We start from the raw sequence: 18410 nt of genomic DNA, 5'->3' as shown, positions 1-18410 counted from the left end.
AGCCTCGAACAACCATATCCGCCACCACCCTGCCCGGCAACGAGCATTTGATGGACAGAAGTGGATTGGGTTAAAACAGGTTTTCGTTCAGACGCGCTCAAGCGCAATGGCGATGCCCTGACCGACGCCGATGCACATGGTGGCGAGCGCGAAACGAGCGCCGCGTTCGCGCAATTCCAGCGCCGCCGTGCCGGTGATGCGGGCACCCGACATGCCGAGGGGATGGCCGAGCGCGATGGCGCCGCCATTCGGATTGATATGTGCGGCATCCTCGGCCAGGCCGAGTTGGCGCAACACGGCAATGCCCTGCGCGGCGAAAGCCTCGTTGAGTTCGACGACGTCGAATTGCGACGGCGTGAGGCCGAGGCGCGCACAGAGCTTCTGCGTCGCCGGCACCGGACCGATGCCCATGATGCGCGGCTCGACGCCGGCCGTGGCGCTGCCGAGAATGCGGGCGATGGGGGTCAGGCCATGCTTGCGGGCCGCCGCTTCCGAGGCAACGATCAGTGCAGCAGCACCGTCATTGACGCCCGACGCGTTGCCCGCCGTCACCGTGCCGCCTTCCTTGCGGAACGGCGTCGCCAGCCTGGCCAGCGTTTCGACCGTGGTGCCGGCGCGCGGATGCTCGTCCTTGTCGACGACGGTCGCCTCGCCTTTCTTCTGCGGGATCGTCACCGCGACAATCTCCTTGCCCAATCGGCCATTGGCCTGCGCGGCCACGGCCTTGTCCTGACTGCGCACGGCGAAGGCATCCTGATCGGCGCGGCTGACGGAAAACTGCTCGGCGACGTTCTCGCCGGTCTCCGGCATGGAATCGATACCGTACTGCTTCTTCATCAGCGGGTTGACGAAGCGCCAGCCGATGGTGGTGTCGTGGATTTCGGCGTGGCGCGAAAAGGCGGTCTCGGCCTTGGGCATGACGAAGGGGGCACGGCTCATCGATTCGACACCGCCGGCGATCATCAGTTCGGCCTCGCCGGCCTTGATGGCGCGTGCGGCGATACCGACCGCGTCCATGCCCGACCCGCACAGCCTGTTGACCGTCGAACCCGGTACCGCGACGGGCAGGCCGGCAAGCAGCAGCGCCATGCGCGCGACGTTGCGGTTGTCCTCGCCGGCCTGGTTGGCGCAGCCATAGACCACGTCGTCGACGGCCGCCCAATCGACACCGGGATTGCGCGCCATCAGGGCCCTGAGCGGCACGGCACCGAGATCATCCGTACGCACCGAAGCCAGCACACCCCCAAAGCGTCCGATCGGCGTGCGGATATAGTCGCAGATGAAAGCTTCGGTCATGTCGTGCGGTCCTCCCTCGCCTGCGCCGGTCGGCGCGGCACCAACCCAAGCGGATCGGATAATCTTATAAATCAGCCCGCCAGGCGACGGGCCGCGGTTTCGGCCATGGCCTCGGCAAGGCTCATGGACCAACGGGCGCGACAATAGGCGCGGAAGTCGAAACAGGGCAAGCCGGGACAGACTTCGAATTCGATGAGATGGATCGTATCGTCGGCCTCGACACGCAGGTCGATGGAAAAGACGTCGCGCAGACCAAGTCCGCTCACCAGCCGCTGCGCGATGCGGCGGATCCCGGCATCGGCCGCCGGCTGGCTGTCGGCAAGCGCAACAAGTTCGGGTTCGACATAGGCACCCGTCGCCTTCGCCGCGGTGCCCGTATCGCCGTAAAGCGCGAGGCTGTCGGCCATGGTCTGGAAGTCACCGCCGGATTCGACCAGGAAGACGCCGAGCGCCGACATATCGCCGTTTGCGGTGACATCCAGGAAGGAGGCCCGCACGTTGCGACCGGCGACATAGGGCTGCACCACCACGTCGTCGCCATAGTGTCGGAATACCCGGCGGCTGAGTTCCAGCGCCTGGCCGAGATCGTGGCAATGCGAATCCGGCCAGATGCCGATCTTGGCGCCGAGCCGGTTCGGCTTGACGAACCAGCCCTTGGCCGAGGCCGGCGGCTCGACCAGCCAGCGTCCGTCACGCGCGAGACCCGCCTGCGGCACCGGCAGGCCGAGCGCGCCGAGCACCGCGCCCGAGCGGAATTTGTCCTGGCACAGCGCGAACAGCGAATCGTCGGCACCAATTGTTCTCAGGCCGGCAAGCCGCGCGAGCGCAGGTGCCGCGCCACCGCGGAAATAGGCGATGCCGTCGGTCAGCGTCCAGACCAGCGTGGTATCCCGGTCCGCCTTGCCGAGCACAGCGGCAGCTTCATCCAACTCCACGGCCGAGAAGCCGAGGCCGCGATCGGCAGCCGCGCGTTCGATCGCGGCGAACTCCGGCGCCAGATCGGTCGACTGGGCGAGATAGGAGGAAATTTCCGCCGCCCGCTCCGGCGCGTGGCCGTCCGCGACGAGGCGATCGAAACAGGCCTTTTCCGGTTCGTAGACAAGCAGGAGGCGTGGATGCGGCATGGCGGCGGGTCCGATGGGAAACGGCGTCAGTCTCGCCGCCGCGAACCCGGTGGGTTCCTAGGAAATCGACCTTTGCCGCAACGCCGGCGACAGGCCCATCAGATCGCCACGCGTGGCTCGAAGCGGCCGCGCACCGGAAAATCGATCAGGAACGTCTTGCCGCCCTGAGGGTCGGCCGCGCGGGTCGCCTCGTCCTGGTCGGCCCAGGCAGAGGTGATAGCCAGCCGGTCGGCTTCCGCGCCGAAAAAAGCCGGGCAGGACGGCTGCAGCACCGGCATCGGGATGGAGCGCACCAGCTTGCCGTCCGGCGCATAGGCATTGACGGCGCTGGCGCCCCAGCAGGCATTCCACAGGATGCCGTCGCGGTCGACCACCGAGCCGTCGACATCGCCCGGGCTCTGCCGATGATCGCCGAACAGCTTCGGCTCGCCGACCGGCAGGCCGGTGGCCGGATCGCAATCGACGCGCATCAACAGTTTGACATCGCTGTCGACATAATAGGCAACGGCGCCGTCCTCGCTGAAGGCGATAGAATTCGGTATGGTGATGCCGTCAAAAAGCCGGCGCAGCTCGCCCTTGAAGAACCAGTAGATGGCACCCGCATTCTTCGCGTGCGTCTTGCTCATCGTGCCCACCCAGAACGCCCCGCACGGATGCACCCGCGCGTCGTTGGAACGGGTGCCGGCATTGTCGGCCTCGACCGGCGTGTGCAGGGTGAGTTTGCCGGTGGCAACGTCACGCACATGCAGCCCGGTTTCGGTGAAAACCAATTGCCGCTTGTCGTCGATGATGGCGATGGCGCTCGCCATCTGGCCGAGTTCATGCACCTTGGTGACGCCGCTGCGGCCGCGCTCGAGCAACTGGCCGTGGACGATGTTGAACCAGAACAGCGAGCCCGTCGCCGGGTCGTAGCTCGGCCCTTCGCCAAGTTCGCAGATGGTTTCCGAAAGAACCGAGACGATACCAGCCATTATTTCTCTCCGAAAACCGCATCCCAGGCAGCGACCGCCGCCTCGGCCCGCGCCGCGACCTCGGCCACTGTCATGCCCGGCTTGAACAGGCTCGACCCCAGGCCAAAGACGGTGACGCCGGCCGTCTTGTAGCCGGCGAAATCCTTTTCCGAGACACCGCCGACGGCGCCCACCGGCGTGCTGGCCGGCAGGACGGCGCGCATGGCGGCGATGCCACCGGGGCCAATGACACTCGCGGGGAAAAACTTGAGCGCGGACGCACCGAGCCGAATGGCCAGGAACGCCTCCGTCGGGGTGAGCACGCCGGGCATGGTGACCAGGCGGTGATGAGCGGCGCGTTTCATCACCTCGGCATCGATGTTGGGGCTGACCAGCAGCCGCCCGCCCGCGCCCTGCAACGCATCGACGTCGGCAGAGGTAAGCACCGTGCCGGCGCCGATCAGCGCGGTTTTCGGCAATGCCTGGACGATGGCAGCGATGGAGGTGAACGGGTCCGGCGAATTCAGCGGCACTTCGATCGCCTCGATGCCGGCCTGATAAACCGCGCCGGCGACGGCCACCGCCTCGCTGGGCTTCAAGCCGCGCAATATGGCGACAAGGCCGCGCTTCAACTGCGGAAATGGGGCTGTCTGGCTCATGCGCTCTGTTCCTTGCCGGCAATCATGCCGTTCTGGCGCGCCGCCGCGAACAGGCCCGCACGCACGGCAACGTCGGCATCGACCTGTCTGACGACAAGCCCCGCCATCTCCAATGCCGCGCCGTAGAGCGCGGCAAGCGCCCCCGAACCGACCAGCACAACCGGCGCGTCGCCGACCGGATAGCGGCGCAAGGCCGAAGCGATCTCGCCGCCGATCAGCAGACCGGACAGACGGGCGGCGGCATCGTCGGCCTTGAGGTCCTGCAGCAGCCCGGCGGCGCGAACGGCAAACAGCCGCGACGAGACATCGCCACCTTCCTCCAGCGCCTGCCTGCACCAGCGGTGGAACTGTGCGTTGTCCGGGATGACCGGAGCAGGTTGTTCGCCCAGCGAATGGCGCAGGATGGAATGCGTCGCCAGAACGGAGAACAATTCGCCCGTCGGCCAGGTACCGAAACCGGCGACCGCGCCATTGTCGACGACCACCCATTTCGAATGGGTGCCGGGCATGCAGACGACATGCCTGCCGGTCGCCGGCAGGCCGGCTCCGGCCAATTGCGTTTCTTCGCCGCGCATCACGTCCGGCGCGTCGGCCAGTCGCTGCGCGAGACCCGGCACGATGCGGATGTCGCGCGTCGTTCCCGGCACGCGGATGGCGCCCCGCAGGATGGCGTCGATCGGGGCCGGCACATCGACATAGGGCGCCTCGATCCAGCCCTGGCGCGAACCCGCCATGCCGCAAATGACGACGGGCAAGGTCGCCGGGGCCCGCATGGCCGCCAGATGCCGTTCGAGAACGGCCGAGAAGCCGGCCTCACGCGCGGTGATCAGCCCGTCGTCGCCGCGCTGTTCGGCCAAAACCCGGCCGGCGCCGTCGAGCAGCCAGGCACGCAGCCTGGTCGTACCCCAGTCGATTGCGGCAATCGCAGGCGACGCGTTCATAGCAGACCTCCGTCGACGATTAGCGTCTGGGCGGTCAGCATCGCCGATGCGTCGGAAGCAAGGAAGAGGCATGGCCCGACCATGTCGTCCGGCCCCATTTCGCGCGGGATCGCCTGGCGGGCGATGTGGGCTTCCAGCTTATCGCCGCTGACCCAAAGCTGACGCTGGCGCTCGGTGATGACCCAGCCCGGCGCGATGGCGTTGACGCGAATGCCGTCCTTGCCGTAGCGGCCGGCGAGCCCCTTGGTGAGGCCGATGATGCCGGCCTTGGCGGCCGTATAGGCCGGCATGTCGCCCATGTTCAGCATGAAGGACGTCGAGGTGAAATTGACGATGGCGCCACGTCCGGCCTTCTGCATGCCGGGCACCACCGCCTGGGCGGTGAAGAAATGCGGGCGAAGGTTGATCGACAGATTGTCGTCCCATTCGCTCGGTGTCACCGTCTCCGCATCGTGGCGGATATCGTTGGCGGCGTTGTTGACCAGAACGGTGATCGGCCCATGCGCCTGAGCCGCCGCTTGAACGGCGCCGCGCAAGGCTTCGATGTCGCGCAGGTCCGCCTTGAGGAAAAGCGGCGCATGAGCGGCTTCCCGGGCAAGCGCCTCGCAAAGCAGCCGGCTCGGCGCTTCGGCGATGTCGATGAAGGCAACCCTGGCACCCTGGCGTGCGAAACCCTCCGTCAGCCTGGCACCGATGCCTGTACCGCCGCCGGTGATCAGCACCGACGCACCTTCCAGATCGGCAAACCGCGCCGATGGCATCATGACGACTTCCTCCGCAACGCATAGTGCTGGAGCGTCCTTCGTGTCGGAATGGACACGCGGCGCTCTGGCCTGACGGCGCCGCATCCTAGCCAGCGGCCTGCCACGGGCAAGCGTGAAAATGCGCGCCGCTTCATTTTGTCTGACAAAAGGAGAAACGGGGAAGGAATTGGGCCGAAACGCGGCGGCGGGTTTGCCCCTGGAGCGGGTTAGACCGCCTTGGCGCGCAGCGCGCCGCGGAAGGAATCGCGCAGATAGCCCAGCGTAGCATCGGCATTGGCCGGTTTGCCGAACAGATATCCCTGGCCACCAGCGCAACCGAACTGCGCGAGACGGTCGGCCTGCGCCTCCTCCTCGATGCCTTCGGCCACGACATCCATGCCAAGGCCCTCGCACATGGCGAGAATGGCGCGGATGATATGTTCCGACGGACGGTCGTCGAGGATAGACGACACGAAGGCCCGGTCGATCTTCAGCTTGTCGAAGTTGAACTCGCGCAAGCGGCCGAGCGAAGACTGGCCGGTGCCGAAATCGTCCAGCGAAACGCGGATGCCGACCCGCCGCAAATCCTCGACGATCTTTTCGGCCGAGACCGGGTCGTTCATCAGGCCGGTTTCGGTGATCTCGATTTCCAGTCGGCGCGGGTCGAAGCCGGTGCGCTCGAGGATCGACAGGATGTGCAGCCCGGTGTTCTGGTCGACCAGCTGGGACGGCGACAGGTTGAAGGACAGGAACAAATCCGCCGGCCAGCCGCGCGCCGCTTCCGTGGCCTTGCGCAGAACAAGCTGGGACAGCGGCCCGATGATGCCGCGCTCCTCGGCGATCGGAATGAAGACGGCCGGCGATACCGGGCCCAAATCCGGGTCCGACCAGCGCGCCAGTGCCTCGAAGCCGATGGTGCGACGGGTGGCCAGATCGACGATCGGCTGGAAATGCGGCTCGACCTCGCCGGCCGAAACCGCCCGGCGCAGCGCCTGTTCGATGCGGGTGACGCGCTTGGCCGCTTCTTCCATCTCGCGTGTGTAGACGACGACCTGGCCACGGCCAGAGCGCTTGGCGTGATAAAGCGCCGTCTCCGCCTTGTTGAGCAGGATCTCGGTGGTCTCGTCGCCGGAATAAAACAGCGAGCAGCCGGTCGATGCCGACAGCCTGGCGGTGCGTTCGCCGACGTCATAGGGCGCCGACAGGATTTCGATCAGCATGCGCGCCTTTTCGGTCGCCGCCTCCTCGCTGAACACCATCGGATAAAGGAAGGCGAACTCGTCGGCGCCGATGCGGCAGACGGTGGAATAGCTGTCCATCGAGGCGCGCAGGCGCATCGCCACCTGGATCAGGATGTCGTCGCCGGCCTTGTGGCCGAACAGATCGTTGATCGGCTTGAAGCCATCGAGGTCCAGAATGCCGACGGCAAAGGGTGCCGGGTCGTCCGAGCGATCGGAAATGAGGCGTTCGACCTTGTCGAAGAAGCGGCGGTGATTGCCGAGGCCAGTCAACGGATCTGTGAAAGCCAGATCCGTATTCTCCCTGTTCGTCTGCCCGGTGCCAAACGAGGTTTGCATCGGCGTCCCTGTTCTTATTCTGGTATTTCTTATGAGACTGACATCAAACCGTTTAAGAAAGGTATCTCGAATATAAGCCGGCGCTTCCCGAGCGATGAAAAATTATCCGGCGCGATAAACCGTTAGCCGGTTCTGACGCGATACAGTTCAAGGGCCTTGCCCTCGGTGCCGGCAACAGGCTCCAGCCAGGACGGTACCTGGCCCTTGATGAGCGCTGCGAGGAACCCGTCGGGGCTTTGACCCGCGAGAAAACGAGTCTCGGAATTGCCACGACACAAGGCAACCAGCCCGATATGCTGGCCGCGTACGACCGCTTCAGCGGCCGTCGATGTGCCGGTGAATGCGTCCAGAACGAGGAGGTTGCCCTCGCCATTGCGATGATAGGGGCCGGCCAGCACGCGCTGCCCTGTATTGGCAAGTATCAGAGAGCCGAGATTGGATATGGCCATAACAGTCGTGGCCGGTTGCGCCGCCAGAGCGAGATAATCGCCGGGCGTCTCGCAGCTTTGACCGGCGACCGGGCTCGTTTCGCTTTCGGCGATTACCGAAATCGTCGAGGCGCTGACGCTCCAGACGGCGTTCAGTGAAACCAGCCAGACCGCGACGGACGCCAGCGTTGTTTTTGCCGAAGGGAAGTTCGTCGCGTATTCGCGCCAGCTTGCCACCCAGGCTGCCAGCGGGATGGCGGCAAGCGCGATCGTGAAATTTGTACCCCGCACCTGCCAGACGCTGATCGTCAAGGCGGTCAGGAGAAGCACGCCGACGACGAAGACCTCTCGTCGCCGGTCGCCGCGCAACAGGCGACGCAGCACAAGCGCGAGCGCAATCAGCGGCGTAGCATAGGCACCGAACAACATCGCGCGGTTGTCGGTCGCGAGTTGGAACAGCGACTGCACCTCGGATATTTTATCCAGCCACAATGTATGCAGGCGGGGATCGAGACCGGCATAGGGGCTGCGCAGGCATTGCGGGAAAAAGACAGCGACAACCGTGACTACCACGATCCCCAGCAGGAGAAGCGCGACCAATCTGTATGACCGGCTGGCGCGAACGCTGCCGACGGAAGCGGTGGCCGCAAGACCGAAGCCGGCAAGGGCTGCGAGCACGAACTGTATGACAGAAAAGCCGTCGCAGGTCGCAACGTTCCAGTTGGATGGCGCGATGGTGGTGACAAAGATAACGGACGAGACGCCGGCGAAGCCTAGCCCAAAGCCAAAGGCGGTGCGCGCCTCCCGCTCACCATGCATGAAGAACAGCGCCGCCACGCCGAGGCCGGTCACCACGACCAGCGGGGCGGTCTCCATGCCGACGGCGAGTGTTAGGCCCGCGCATACTCCTGACAGGGTGGCCGCCGGCCGCCAATGTGGTGCGTTCAGCAAGAAGTAAAGGCTCGCCGCGACGAGCATAAGCTGTACGTTGTGGTGATCGATGTTGCCGGGTTGATAGAGGCCGATAAAGAAAGGCCCTGCCGCCGCGATGACGAGTGCCGGCACGCCCGCCGCATTTCCACCGTACTGGCGCGCCGCCTGAACAATGAAGAAGACCGTCCACCAGCACATCAACGTTGGCCAGACGATTTTCGCAAAAGTCTCCGCCGCAGGCATGGATAGGCCGAGCGCGTGGGCTGTCGTGATCAGCGCGGCCAAGGGTGCATCCACCAACCGCGACCAGTGCATGATAAAACCACCCTGCGGCCCCATACGGTACTGGTGCAGGTCGAACCAGCCTTGTCCGCTGAGGAGATCCCGCACTTCGACCAACCGCATCTGGCTGTCGTTGTCTCCCCCGGCATTGGTGAGGGTTGGAAATCCGATGCACGCCTCGATCGCCACAAGCAACATCGCGGCACCTGCCGCGAAGGCGAGGTCGCTTCGCCAGCCGTGTAACGGCCAAGGCTTCAGGAACTCGTTGGCGGGATTAGCCTGTGTTTTCATGTTCGCGATCGATGCAGCAGCCAGAAGCGGCAGTCTAAGCAGGCAGCCTTCAACAAACTGTAAAACAGCGTTCCAGCCCTGCATTGGGCGGCGCGGATTCGGACGAACCTCGTCTTAACCCATTGAGGATAGCTTGGGACGACCGCGCGATCGAGAGGCGCGGGCATCGTCACGGAAGGTCAGATGTCCCAGGTGAGCTTTTTGAAGACGGCGGAGAAGAGGGTTCTCAACACAATCCATGACCGGGCGGTGTTCCGGCGCCGCGTTCGGGTCCTCTCAACGTGTCTGGCGGAAGAAATGAGCGCCACGGGCAGCGTTCTCGACCTCGGCTGCGGCGACGGGTCGATCGCGCGTGCGATCATGGACATCAAGCCGGGACTGACCTTTCGCGGCATCGACGTCATGCTGCGGCCACACACGCATATCCCGGTCGAACGCTTTGACGGCGAGACGATCCCGGCGGGCGACGGTTCCTTCGACTGGGTCACCATTGTCGACGTGCTGCATCATACCGACCATCCAGCCCGGCTCCTCGCCGAAGCTGTCCGGGTGGCGCGCGAGGGAGTGGTGATCAAGGATCACCTGCGCGAAGGCTTCGCCGCATACACGACCCTGCGCGTCATGGATTGGGTCGGCAATAAGGGGCACGATGTTCGCCTGCCTTACAATTATCTGAGCCGGGCCGAATGGGGCGTGGCATTCCGCGGTGCGGGCATCGAAGTTCGAAACTGGCGCGAGAACCTCTCGCTCTATCCCTTGCCGGCCAGCCTCGTCTGCGACCGGAATCTGCACTTTATTGCTGGGCTGCGAAAGCGAGGCGCTCAGTGTCTGTCTTCAGACACGAAGACCCATCGCGAGGTCACGACGTAACTCATGAAGGCTGCGGTGATCGTAACGGTCAGCGACGCTGCCGATGGCGCCATGGCCAGGCGGCTGGTGCAGATATGCCCGACCAGGCTCGATGTAGCAGCGCAAGCGAGTTGTGCCATAGCATAGCGCGGCAACGGCGAATTGTCGCGATGCATGCCTCCGAAGGTCCAGTCCCGCTGCGCGAGATAGGCTGCTCCGAAGGCTGCCGCATATCCCGCTGCGCCTGCGAGAAGCGCAGGCACGCCGCACCGCAGCAGAATATAGGTCAGCGCGAATAGCAGGAGATTGGCACCTGCGCCGACGATGACGAAGCGCGTCAGGCGACTGCGAAGGAAGTTCTGCGCCGTTATGACCATCGTCTACGGGCTGCCGACGGAGATGTCGCCGTCAGCCTTTCGCTGTTTCAGCGGAATCTCCAGCACGCCGAGCAGAAATGCCGAGAAAAACGCCTGAAACGAAATAACGATGAGGGTAAGGCCGAGGACGACGATGCGGGGAAGTTCGGAATCGTTCAGTGGCCCGAAATCGAGGCTTGCCCAGCGAAATACCGCGTAGCCTAAGAAGCCCAGGCCTGCCGCAAAGCAAATGCCTGCATTGGCCGCGAGCCGGTCGACGGTAATGGTGTGGCTAAGCCAGCCGGAGCGGCGATTGGATGGCAGGATGCCCATGTTTTCGGCGTAGGTGCGCGAGATCGCTCCGAAGGTGATGAGCTGCATGCCGGCAACGACCATGAAGCAAGCCGCGACGAAGGTGTTGAGGTCGAGAGAGAGATTGTCGATTACCCTTAGCGGCCCGAACACCAGCAATGCTCCAAATAGCGTGCCGATGCCGCACAACGCCGCACCCGGTATGAAGAACAGCCAGCGCGGATTGTACATCAGGAGGAATTTCAGATGGCGCCAACCGTCGCGCCACGTCTTGAGGTGTGGGGGGCGGCTGCGACCGTCCGGTTTCAAGGTCGTGGGCACTTCGTCGATAACAAATCCGGCGAGCGCGCTGCGCACCACCATCTCGGAGGCGAATTCCATACCTGTAGTCTGCAGGTTCAATGTGCGGATTCGCTCGGCTTTGAAACCACGCAGGCCGCAATGAAAATCGTTCGTCCTGATGCTAAAAAACAGCCTGCCCAAGAACGACAGGACGGGATTGCCCAGATATCGATGCAGCATTGGCATCGCTCCAGGCTCGATGCCACCCTTAAAACGGTTGCCCATGACAAGGTCAGCGCCACCGCGCAAGCGCTCGATGAACGCGTCGAGCTGCTCGAAGTCGTAGGAATCGTCGGCATCACCCATGATGATGAAGCGGCCTCGAGCAGCGGCGATGCCGCCTTGCAAAGCCGCGCCATACCCTTTTTCGGTGACTGGCACGACACGTGCCCCAAAGGTCGTAGCAATATGCTGGGAACCGTCCGTGCTGCCATTGTCTGCGATCAACACTTCGCCCGATATTCCTGAGCGGCCCAGAAAGCTCTTTGCCTTCAAGATACAAGTTGCGATGGTCTCGGCCTCGTTGAGGCAAGGCATGAGGATAGTCAGTTCCAGGACGTCCGGCGTCGGCTCGATGGTAGGAGCTGTAACCGCCTTGTCGAACTTCTTAGCGAGCGCGCCCAACGCATCCCTCCCATCAACCCAAGCAGCGGGGACTATGGGCAGCAAAGCCTTAAGATTTCGCTGAAACACAACTCCCGGTCGCTAGAAGATTCGACTGGTGGATTGGCAGCACGAATGCCAGGCGCTACATCATCGCCACCTGGAAATATCGCGCTCACCGGAGACCCTCCATGCCCCTCAAAGTCGCCGTCCAGATGGACCATGTCTCGACCGTGAACATCGCCGGCGACACGTCGTTCGCGCTGTCGCTGGAAGCGCAGCGGCGCGGCCACCAGCTCTTCCACTACACGCCGGACCGGCTTTCCATGCGCGACGGCAAGGTGTTCGCCCGCATCGAGGAAATGCAGGTGCGCGATGTGAAGGGCGACCATTTCACCCTTGGCGCGCCAGTGCGCACCGACCTGTCGGAAATGGACGTGATCCTGCTGCGCCAGGACCCGCCCTTCGACATGAACTACATCACCACCACGCACATTCTGGAGCGCATCCATCCGAAGACGCTGGTGGTCAACGACCCGGCCTGGGTGCGCAACAGCCCGGAGAAGATCTTCGTCACCGAATTCGCCGACCTGATGCCGGAAACGCTGATCACCAAGGATCCGCAGGAGGTTGCCGCCTTCCGCAAGGAGTTCGGCGACATCATCGTCAAGCCGCTCTACGGCAATGGCGGCGCCGGCATCTTCCACCTGCACGAGGCCGACCGCAATCTCGGCTCGCTGTTGGAAATGTTCGGCCAGCTGTTCCGCGAACCCTATATCGTCCAGCGCTACCTGAAGGACGTGCGCAAGGGCGACAAGCGTATCATCCTGATCGATGGCGAGCCTGTCGGCGCCATCAACCGGGTGCCGTCGGACACGGAATCGCGCTCCAACATGCATGTCGGAGGCCGCGCCGAGAAGACCGAACTGACGGCACGCGAACGCGAGATCTGCGCCCGCATCGGCCCGGCGCTGAGGGAACGCGGTTTTATCCTTGTCGGCATCGACGTGATCGGCGACTACATGACTGAGATCAACGTCACCTCGCCGACCGGCATCCGCGAGGTGAAGCGTTTTGGCGGCGCCGACATCGCCGCCCTGTTCTGGGACGCGGTGGAGGCGAAGCGGTGACCCTGAAGACCTATACCGGCAGTTGCCATTGCGGCGCCGTCCGCTTCGAGGCGGATGTCGACATCGCTGCCGGTACGGGGAAATGCAACTGCACGATCTGCACCAAGATGCGGCTGTGGTCCGTGGAGGCGCGCGCGGAAACATTCCGCCTTGTCGCCGGCGAAAGCGAGCTGACCGACTACCAGGGCAAGAACGACGTCGCGCACCACTTCTTCTGCAAACATTGCGGCGTGCGGGGCTTCGAGCGGGTGGACACACCCAACATGACCGGCGCCACCTATTTCAATATCAATGTCGCCTGCCTGGATGGCGTCGACATCGACGAACTGATGGCTGCCCCCGTGACCTATCGCGACGGCCGCAACGACGACTGGGGTTCGACGCCCGCGGAGACCCGGCACCTCTAAGCGGTGGAGTTGGCGATGTTCCGCCCGATTCAACCGCATACAACCCGGCCTACAGCCTGGGCGCGACGATGTTCCCTTATTGTTCTTGCTTTGATCGATAATCCATGCTTGTCTTCGGCCGTTAGCCAGACTTGATCGCCCGGACATGGGCGGCCACTGCTTCGGGGGCAGCATGGTTTCGCGGGTCCGTACGGTTGCATTCCAGGGCATCGAGGCCGTGCCTGTCGATGTGCAGGTGATGGTCGCGCCCGGCAAGGTCGGCATGCAGATCGTCGGCCTGCCGGACAAGGCGGTCGCCGAAAGCCGCGAGCGGGTGCAGGCGGCCCTTCACGCCTCCGGACTGTCGATGCCGGCGCGCAAGGTGACGGTCAATCTCGCACCGGCGGACCTGCCCAAGGAAGGCAGCCATTACGATTTGCCGATCGCGCTTGGCCTGATGGCGGCGCTTGGCGCCATCCCCGGCGATATGCTGGCGGCCTATGTCGTACTGGGCGAGCTTTCGCTGGACGGCACGATCGCGGCGGTGGCCGGCGCGCTGCCGGCGGCGATCGGCGCCAATGCCGAAGGGCGCGGGCTGATCTGCCCCCATGCCTGCGGCCCGGAGGCGGCGTGGGCCGGGCCCGATATCGACATTTTGGCGCCGCGCAGCCTGATCGCCATGGCCAATCATTTCCGCGGCACGCAGGTTCTGTCGCGGCCGGAACCCGGCGTGCACCACGGCGCCCGCGACCTGCCCGATCTCGCCGACATCAAGGGGCAGGAAAGCGCCAAGCGGGCGCTGGAGGTTGCCGCCGCCGGCGGGCACAATCTCTTGATGGTTGGACCGCCCGGATCCGGCAAATCCATGCTGGCCCAGCGCCTGCCGTCCATCCTGCCGCCGCTGGCGCCGAAGGAACTTCTGGAAGTGTCGATGATCGCCTCGGTCGCCGGCGAGCTGGCCGAAGGCAAATTGACCGACAGGCGGCCGTTCCGGGCGCCGCATCATTCCGCCTCCATGGCTGCCATGGTCGGCGGCGGGCTGCGGGCCCGTCCGGGCGAGGTCTCGCTTGCCCATCACGGTGTGCTGTTCCTCGATGAGTTTCCCGAATTCTCGCCGCAGACGCTGGATGCGCTGCGCCAGCCGCTGGAAAGCGGAGACTGCATGATCGCGCGCGCCAACCATCGGGTTACCTATCCGGCGCGCATCCAGTTGGTTGCCGCGATGAATCCGTGCCGATGCGGCATGGCCGGCGAGCCCGGCTATCGTTGCCTGCGCGGCGACCGTTGCCGCATCGACTACCAGGCCCGCATCTCCGGGCCGCTGCTCGACCGTATCGATCTCAAGGTCGACGTGCCGGCGGTTTCGGCCAGCGACCTGATCAAACCGGCGCGGACGGAACCGAGCGCGATCGTCGCCGGGCGGGTCAGCCGTGCCCGCCAGATCCAGCGGCTGCGCTTCGAGGCGCGCGGTCTCGCCGGCGAGACACTCAATGCCCATTGCGCGCCCGGCGTCATCGAGGACATCGCTAGGCCCGATGCCAATGGCATGGCGCTGCTTGGCGAGGCCAGCGAGAAGCTCGGCTTTTCGGCGCGCGCCTATCATCGTGTGCTGAAGGTTGCCCGCACGCTGGCCGATCTCGACGACTGCGAGACGGTCAGCCGCATTCATCTGGCCGAGGCGATCTCCTATCGCATGGCGTCGGAGCGGCTGTCGCAGGCGGCGTAGGCTGGAAACCGGGCCAGCCAGGACGATGTTTGGGCGATTTCAGACGAATCGGCCGGCAGCAAATCGAATAGGCCCATGAGAGCCACCCATCGCGCGCCAGAGCCGCTGTGCAGCCTGCGCGAAGGCCAGCGCGCAGCAGCACCCAAGGTCGCTGCCGCGATCGCCTTCATTCTGGGAAACTCGAAATTTACTGGACCGCGCCGACCAGAACCTGTTGGCCATCGCGGATGGAAACCCAGCGGCCGGTGTTGTCGATGGCCTGGCGTTTCAGATAGCGATAGCCGGTCTGGTCCCATGACTTGACCTTGTCGGTCAGGTTGTCGAGCACGAAATCGCCCTTGTCGGTGCGCACCGTCAGTACGGCATGGCCCTCGCCGTCGGGCTTGCGCACCACGGTGATGAGCAGGTCCGACAGGGAAACGCCGAGCCTCGCCAGCCGGCGGCGCTTTTCCAGCACATAGTCCTCGCAGTCGCCGACACCCTTGTCGGGATAGGCCCAGACTTCGTCCTTGCCGTAGATTTCGAGATCGCTCATCGGCTTGACCGCCGCGTTGACCGAAGCGGTGACGCTGGTGAGCTTGCCCCACAGTCCCGCGGTGAGGCGCGCCGGCGCAAGGTCTTTCGGGCGCACCGAACATTCGGCGGGGCGGGTCTTGCAGAAATCGTAGTGGCCGATCGGCTGCGAGGTCGGTCCGCCCGTCGCCATGACGCTGGCCGCCGCCGCCGGCAGCGTGAACCACGTCGCCACGGTCAGCCCAATCGCCGCCGCCGCGAAGAAACGCAAGCCGTGTGCCGCCGGTGAGGAGTTCATTGTCCCCCGCTCGCCCCTGTTCTTAACAAAACGTTAAAGGCGATTTACATGGCGTGTCAATTCACCCGAAGGACGGATTCACGTCGAGGGTTAATTGCATCCAGGCGACAGCGGTGATTGTGCAACACCCGTCCACAGCCGCGACATCCCGTCGGGCCGGCGATACGGACCATGCGATTGAAGGGGCTGACGCGCCCCGCCGACGGCCGCCGCTCACGGCACCATCGCGCCGATGGCGCCGCGCCAGTTCTAGGCCTGGGCGGCGCGAACGGTCTTGCGCTTCACCGCCACCTTGTTGGTGCGGCCATAGCTGGTGATGAAGTCGACGATGCGCGGCACGATCTCGGCGCGGAAGCGCGAGCCGTTGAAGACGCCGTAATGGCCGACCGCCGGCTGCATGTAATGCACTTTCATGTCGGCTGGAATGTTGACGCACAGGCCCTGCGCGGCCTCGGTCTGGCCGATGCCGGAAATGTCGTCGTTCTCGCCCTCGACCGTGAACAGCGCGACATTGCGGATGGCCGCGGGATCGACCCGCGTGCCGCGATGCTTCATCTCGCCCTTGGGCAGAGCGTGGCGCACGAACACCGTTTCCACCGTCTGCAGGTAGAATTCGGCGGTCAGGTCCATCACCGCCAGATATTCGTCGTAGAAGTCGCGGTGCTTCTCGGCATTGTCGCCGTCGTTCTTCACCAGATGCATGAAGAAGTCCTTGTGGGCGATGATGTGCCGGTCAAGGTTCATGCTCATGAAGCCGGACAGCTGCAGGAACCCCGGATAGACGTCGCGACCGAAGCCCGGAACCGGCCAGGGCGCCTGCATGACGACGTTGTCGCGGAACCAGTCGATGCCCTTTTCCTCGGCCAGGAGGTTGACCGCGGTCGGGTTGCGGCGCGTGTCGATCGGCCCGCCCATCAGCGTCATGGTGGCCGGCACGAAGCTGTCGCCGCGCGCCTCCATCAGCGCCACCGCCGCCAATACCGGCACGGAAGGCTGGCAAACCGCCATCACATGCGTGTCTGGCCCCAGCGCGTGCAGCATCTCGACGATGTAGTCGATATAGTCGTCGAGATCGAAGCGGCCGGCCGAAACCGGCACCATGCGGGCATCGACCCAGTCGGTGATGTGCACGTCCGCGTAAGGCAGCATCGCCTCGACCGTGCCGCGCAGCAGCGTCGCGTAGTGGCCCGACATCGGCGCCACGATCAAAAGCTTCGGGTCGGCCCGGCGTCCGGCCGGAACCTCGCGCTTGAACTGGATGAGATTGCAGAACGGCTTCGACCAGACGGTCCGCTCGGTGACTGCGACCGGTTTCCAATCGACCACGGTCTTGTCGAGACCGAAGGCCGGTTTGCCATAACGACGCGTGGTGCGCTCGAACAATTCCGCCGTCGCGGCGACCGAACGGCCCCACGGCGTGTGCGAGAACGGGTTCAGCGGATTGCTGTAGAGAACCCGCACCGCCTCGGCATAGGCGCGCGCCGGCTGCAAGGCCGCATGGTTCATCTCGTAGAGCTGATAAAACATCCAGGATCTCCGCTGCCCCAGAAACCGAAAAAAGGACGACGAGCGGCGTCGAGCTTTCACTGTGTCGCAACGAAGTTAACAACAAATTGTTGCGACGCAATAGATCACGTAACGTGAGTTATCCCCATACTTTAGGCCAAAGCCTTGGAAAAGGTAGGGCTAGCGCGCCAGCCGGCTATGGGTGCAAGCGCGAAGACGGCGCCCTCGGCGGCCAGCTGCCAGAGCCGGTCGCGCTCAAGGCCGAACAGGCCAGACAAAGAAAAAGCGCCGCTCGCGCGGCGCTTTCTCAGGTTCCAGGTCCGGTTTGTGGCCGACTATACCCTGGCCACGCAGACCGGGGCCTGGCCCGAGCTGACGAAACCGAGCTGGCTCGCGGCGCCGCGCGACAGGTCGAGCATGCGGCCCTTGATGAAGGGGCCACGGTCGTTGATGCGCACCACGACGCTTTTGCCGTTGTTTTTGTTGGTGACCTTGATCCGCGTGCCGAAGGGCAGGCTGCGATGCGCAGCGGTCAGGGCGGAGGGGTTCATGCGCTCGCCGGATGCGGTCTTGGAGTGAAGGGCATACCAGGAAGCACGGCCGCACTGGGTGGCGGCGGAGGAGGCGGACGCGCCGGCGGCAAGGCCGACTGCGACGGTGACCGCAACAAACGCGGCCTTCTTCTTGTTGATTGTCATTCCGAGGGAACGGCTCCGTTAACAGATAACGGGGCGTTAAGGACAAATGCGGCGGCAAATCCGGCCAGTTTCTGGCGAAAGCGTGGCAACGGCACACGTTTTGATTCACCTGGAAACAGTCTGTCAGAATATTGTCCGACAAATTCGCAGGATCATCGAACGAATCAACGAGCTCCAGGACAGGATCGTCCTAGCCCGCGATGATCTGATCTCCAAGTAGAATAGATGGAAATATTCAAATGATCTCATCCAGCCACGCAGCACCCGTCGGTGAGATTGCAAACGGATCGGCTGCCATCACCCGGTGGCCAACGATATTCCATGCCCTGGAAAATTGATCTGGCGCGGCCGCAAGGCGTCACCGAACCTGCATTGCGGGGAGAACCGGCGGGCGTGACGTCCAAAAACAAAAAAGCCCGGCAATGCCGGGCTTTTTGGTGCTCGCCGATCCGTTACCGGGTCGGCTG

17 protein-coding genes are annotated in these 18410 nt (G+C 64.2%); 4 read left to right on the top strand and 13 right to left on the bottom strand.

The annotated features are described in order from the left end of the window. Positions 1 to 87 precede the first annotated feature (87 nt). The 8 genes from pcaF to QFZ88_RS14940 form a co-directional block, all read right to left on the bottom strand. On the bottom strand, positions 88 to 1296 hold the full coding sequence (pcaF, locus tag QFZ88_RS14975; RefSeq protein ID WP_024924318.1) for a 3-oxoadipyl-CoA thiolase: 1209 nt from the start codon (positions 1294 to 1296) through the stop codon (positions 88 to 90). Positions 1297 to 1367: 71 nt separating this feature from the next. After that, positions 1368 to 2420: a hypothetical protein gene (locus QFZ88_RS14970; RefSeq protein WP_024924319.1), complete on the bottom strand. Its 1053-nt coding sequence runs from the start codon at positions 2418 to 2420 to the stop codon at positions 1368 to 1370. Between the two features lie 98 nt (positions 2421 to 2518). Then, on the bottom strand, positions 2519 to 3391 hold the full coding sequence (locus tag QFZ88_RS14965; protein ID WP_024924320.1) for an SMP-30/gluconolactonase/LRE family protein: 873 nt from the start codon (positions 3389 to 3391) through the stop codon (positions 2519 to 2521). After that, positions 3391 to 4029, bottom strand: coding sequence for a 2-dehydro-3-deoxy-6-phosphogalactonate aldolase (locus QFZ88_RS14960; RefSeq protein WP_024924321.1), 639 nt, complete (start codon positions 4027 to 4029; stop codon positions 3391 to 3393). The genes QFZ88_RS14965 and QFZ88_RS14960 overlap by 1 nt, the downstream gene beginning before the upstream one ends. Next, positions 4026 to 4970, bottom strand: coding sequence for a 2-dehydro-3-deoxygalactonokinase (locus QFZ88_RS14955; RefSeq protein ID WP_024924322.1), 945 nt, complete (start codon positions 4968 to 4970; stop codon positions 4026 to 4028). The genes QFZ88_RS14960 and QFZ88_RS14955 overlap by 4 nt, the downstream gene beginning before the upstream one ends. After that, positions 4967 to 5734, bottom strand: coding sequence for an SDR family NAD(P)-dependent oxidoreductase (locus QFZ88_RS14950; protein WP_024924323.1), 768 nt, complete (start codon positions 5732 to 5734; stop codon positions 4967 to 4969). The genes QFZ88_RS14955 and QFZ88_RS14950 overlap by 4 nt, the downstream gene beginning before the upstream one ends. Positions 5735 to 5940: 206 nt before the next feature. Then, positions 5941 to 7290 (bottom strand): putative bifunctional diguanylate cyclase/phosphodiesterase, encoded by a 1350-nt coding sequence (locus QFZ88_RS14945; protein ID WP_065998124.1) that lies wholly within the window; start codon positions 7288 to 7290, stop codon positions 5941 to 5943. A gap of 122 nt (positions 7291 to 7412) precedes the next feature. After that, on the bottom strand, positions 7413 to 9308 hold the full coding sequence (locus QFZ88_RS14940) for a hypothetical protein (protein ID WP_024927809.1): 1896 nt from the start codon (positions 9306 to 9308) through the stop codon (positions 7413 to 7415). Positions 9309 to 9407: 99 nt separating this feature from the next. Here QFZ88_RS14940 and QFZ88_RS14935 point away from each other — a divergent pair, with 99 nt between their 5' ends. Beyond that, complete coding sequence (locus tag QFZ88_RS14935) at positions 9408 to 10094, top strand: class I SAM-dependent methyltransferase (RefSeq protein ID WP_024924326.1); 687 nt, start codon at positions 9408 to 9410, stop codon at positions 10092 to 10094. Here the strand turns inward: QFZ88_RS14935 and QFZ88_RS14930 are convergent. Both QFZ88_RS14930 and QFZ88_RS14925 read right to left on the bottom strand, forming a co-directional pair. Beyond that, positions 10046 to 10450 (bottom strand): GtrA family protein, encoded by a 405-nt coding sequence (locus tag QFZ88_RS14930; RefSeq protein WP_024927533.1) that lies wholly within the window; start codon positions 10448 to 10450, stop codon positions 10046 to 10048. The genes QFZ88_RS14935 and QFZ88_RS14930 overlap by 49 nt on opposite strands. Before the next feature lie 3 nt (positions 10451 to 10453). Beyond that, positions 10454 to 11776 carry a glycosyltransferase family 2 protein gene (locus QFZ88_RS14925; protein ID WP_244440140.1) on the bottom strand — a complete coding sequence of 441 codons (1323 nt, stop codon included), beginning with the start codon at positions 11774 to 11776 and terminating at the stop codon, positions 10454 to 10456. Positions 11777 to 11877: 101 nt separating this feature from the next. Between QFZ88_RS14925 and gshB the strand changes: the two genes are divergently transcribed. The 3 genes from gshB (at position 11878) to QFZ88_RS14910 (ending at position 14928) form a co-directional block, all read left to right on the top strand. Further along, a complete protein-coding gene (gshB, locus tag QFZ88_RS14920) occupies positions 11878 to 12816 on the top strand; it encodes a glutathione synthase (protein ID WP_024924328.1) in 939 nt (312 codons plus the stop codon). Beyond that, positions 12813 to 13223 carry a GFA family protein gene (locus QFZ88_RS14915; RefSeq protein WP_024924329.1) on the top strand — a complete coding sequence of 137 codons (411 nt, stop codon included), beginning with the start codon at positions 12813 to 12815 and terminating at the stop codon, positions 13221 to 13223. The genes gshB and QFZ88_RS14915 overlap by 4 nt, the downstream gene beginning before the upstream one ends. A 172-nt stretch (positions 13224 to 13395) precedes the next feature. After that, positions 13396 to 14928, top strand: a complete 1533-nt coding sequence (locus QFZ88_RS14910) for a YifB family Mg chelatase-like AAA ATPase (RefSeq protein ID WP_024924330.1) — start codon at positions 13396 to 13398, stop codon at positions 14926 to 14928. A gap of 187 nt (positions 14929 to 15115) precedes the next feature. On the opposite strand, the gene QFZ88_RS14905 is transcribed toward QFZ88_RS14910, so the two are convergent. From QFZ88_RS14905 to QFZ88_RS14895, 3 genes are all read right to left on the bottom strand, one after another. Further along, the gene (locus tag QFZ88_RS14905; RefSeq protein WP_024924331.1) at positions 15116 to 15739 is read right to left on the bottom strand and encodes a transglutaminase-like cysteine peptidase; all 624 of its coding nucleotides are present in this window, start codon (positions 15737 to 15739) and stop codon (positions 15116 to 15118) included. Positions 15740 to 15988: 249 nt separating this feature from the next. Further along, entirely contained in the window at positions 15989 to 17266 is a 1278-nt protein-coding gene (locus QFZ88_RS14900; protein WP_024924332.1) for a polyhydroxyalkanoate depolymerase, read from the bottom strand. Positions 17267 to 17580: 314 nt separating this feature from the next. Further along, positions 17581 to 17943 carry a septal ring lytic transglycosylase RlpA family protein gene (locus QFZ88_RS14895; protein ID WP_036253366.1) on the bottom strand — a complete coding sequence of 121 codons (363 nt, stop codon included), beginning with the start codon at positions 17941 to 17943 and terminating at the stop codon, positions 17581 to 17583. Positions 17944 to 18410: the final 467 nt, after the last annotated feature.

It is taken from the genome of Mesorhizobium sp. YL-MeA3-2017 (assembly GCF_030814575.1).
GTDB classification, from domain to species: Bacteria; Pseudomonadota; Alphaproteobacteria; order Rhizobiales; family Rhizobiaceae; genus Mesorhizobium; species Mesorhizobium terrae.
The sequence above is the reverse complement of the archived record's forward strand: the minus strand, read 5'-3'. Positions and strand labels throughout refer to the sequence as shown.

Coding starts and splice junctions, on each gene's coding strand:
- QFZ88_RS14945 (WP_065998124.1), bottom strand. CDS start 7,290: ATGCAAACCTCGTTTGGCACCGGGCAGACGAACAGGGAGAATACGGAT.
- QFZ88_RS14935 (WP_024924326.1), top strand. CDS start 9,408: ATGTCCCAGGTGAGCTTTTTGAAGACGGCGGAGAAGAGGGTTCTCAAC.
- QFZ88_RS14960 (WP_024924321.1), bottom strand. CDS start 4,029: ATGAGCCAGACAGCCCCATTTCCGCAGTTGAAGCGCGGCCTTGTCGCC.
- QFZ88_RS14900 (WP_024924332.1), bottom strand. CDS start 17,266: ATGTTTTATCAGCTCTACGAGATGAACCATGCGGCCTTGCAGCCGGCG.
- QFZ88_RS14950 (WP_024924323.1), bottom strand. CDS start 5,734: ATGATGCCATCGGCGCGGTTTGCCGATCTGGAAGGTGCGTCGGTGCTG.
- QFZ88_RS14895 (WP_036253366.1), bottom strand. CDS start 17,943: ATGACAATCAACAAGAAGAAGGCCGCGTTTGTTGCGGTCACCGTCGCA.
- gshB (WP_024924328.1), top strand. CDS start 11,878: ATGCCCCTCAAAGTCGCCGTCCAGATGGACCATGTCTCGACCGTGAAC.
- QFZ88_RS14930 (WP_024927533.1), bottom strand. CDS start 10,450: ATGGTCATAACGGCGCAGAACTTCCTTCGCAGTCGCCTGACGCGCTTC.
- pcaF (WP_024924318.1), bottom strand. CDS start 1,296: ATGACCGAAGCTTTCATCTGCGACTATATCCGCACGCCGATCGGACGC.
- QFZ88_RS14905 (WP_024924331.1), bottom strand. CDS start 15,739: ATGAACTCCTCACCGGCGGCACACGGCTTGCGTTTCTTCGCGGCGGCG.
- QFZ88_RS14940 (WP_024927809.1), bottom strand. CDS start 9,308: ATGCAGGGCTGGAACGCTGTTTTACAGTTTGTTGAAGGCTGCCTGCTT.
- QFZ88_RS14955 (WP_024924322.1), bottom strand. CDS start 4,970: ATGAACGCGTCGCCTGCGATTGCCGCAATCGACTGGGGTACGACCAGG.
- QFZ88_RS14965 (WP_024924320.1), bottom strand. CDS start 3,391: ATGGCTGGTATCGTCTCGGTTCTTTCGGAAACCATCTGCGAACTTGGC.
- QFZ88_RS14910 (WP_024924330.1), top strand. CDS start 13,396: ATGGTTTCGCGGGTCCGTACGGTTGCATTCCAGGGCATCGAGGCCGTG.
- QFZ88_RS14970 (WP_024924319.1), bottom strand. CDS start 2,420: ATGCCGCATCCACGCCTCCTGCTTGTCTACGAACCGGAAAAGGCCTGT.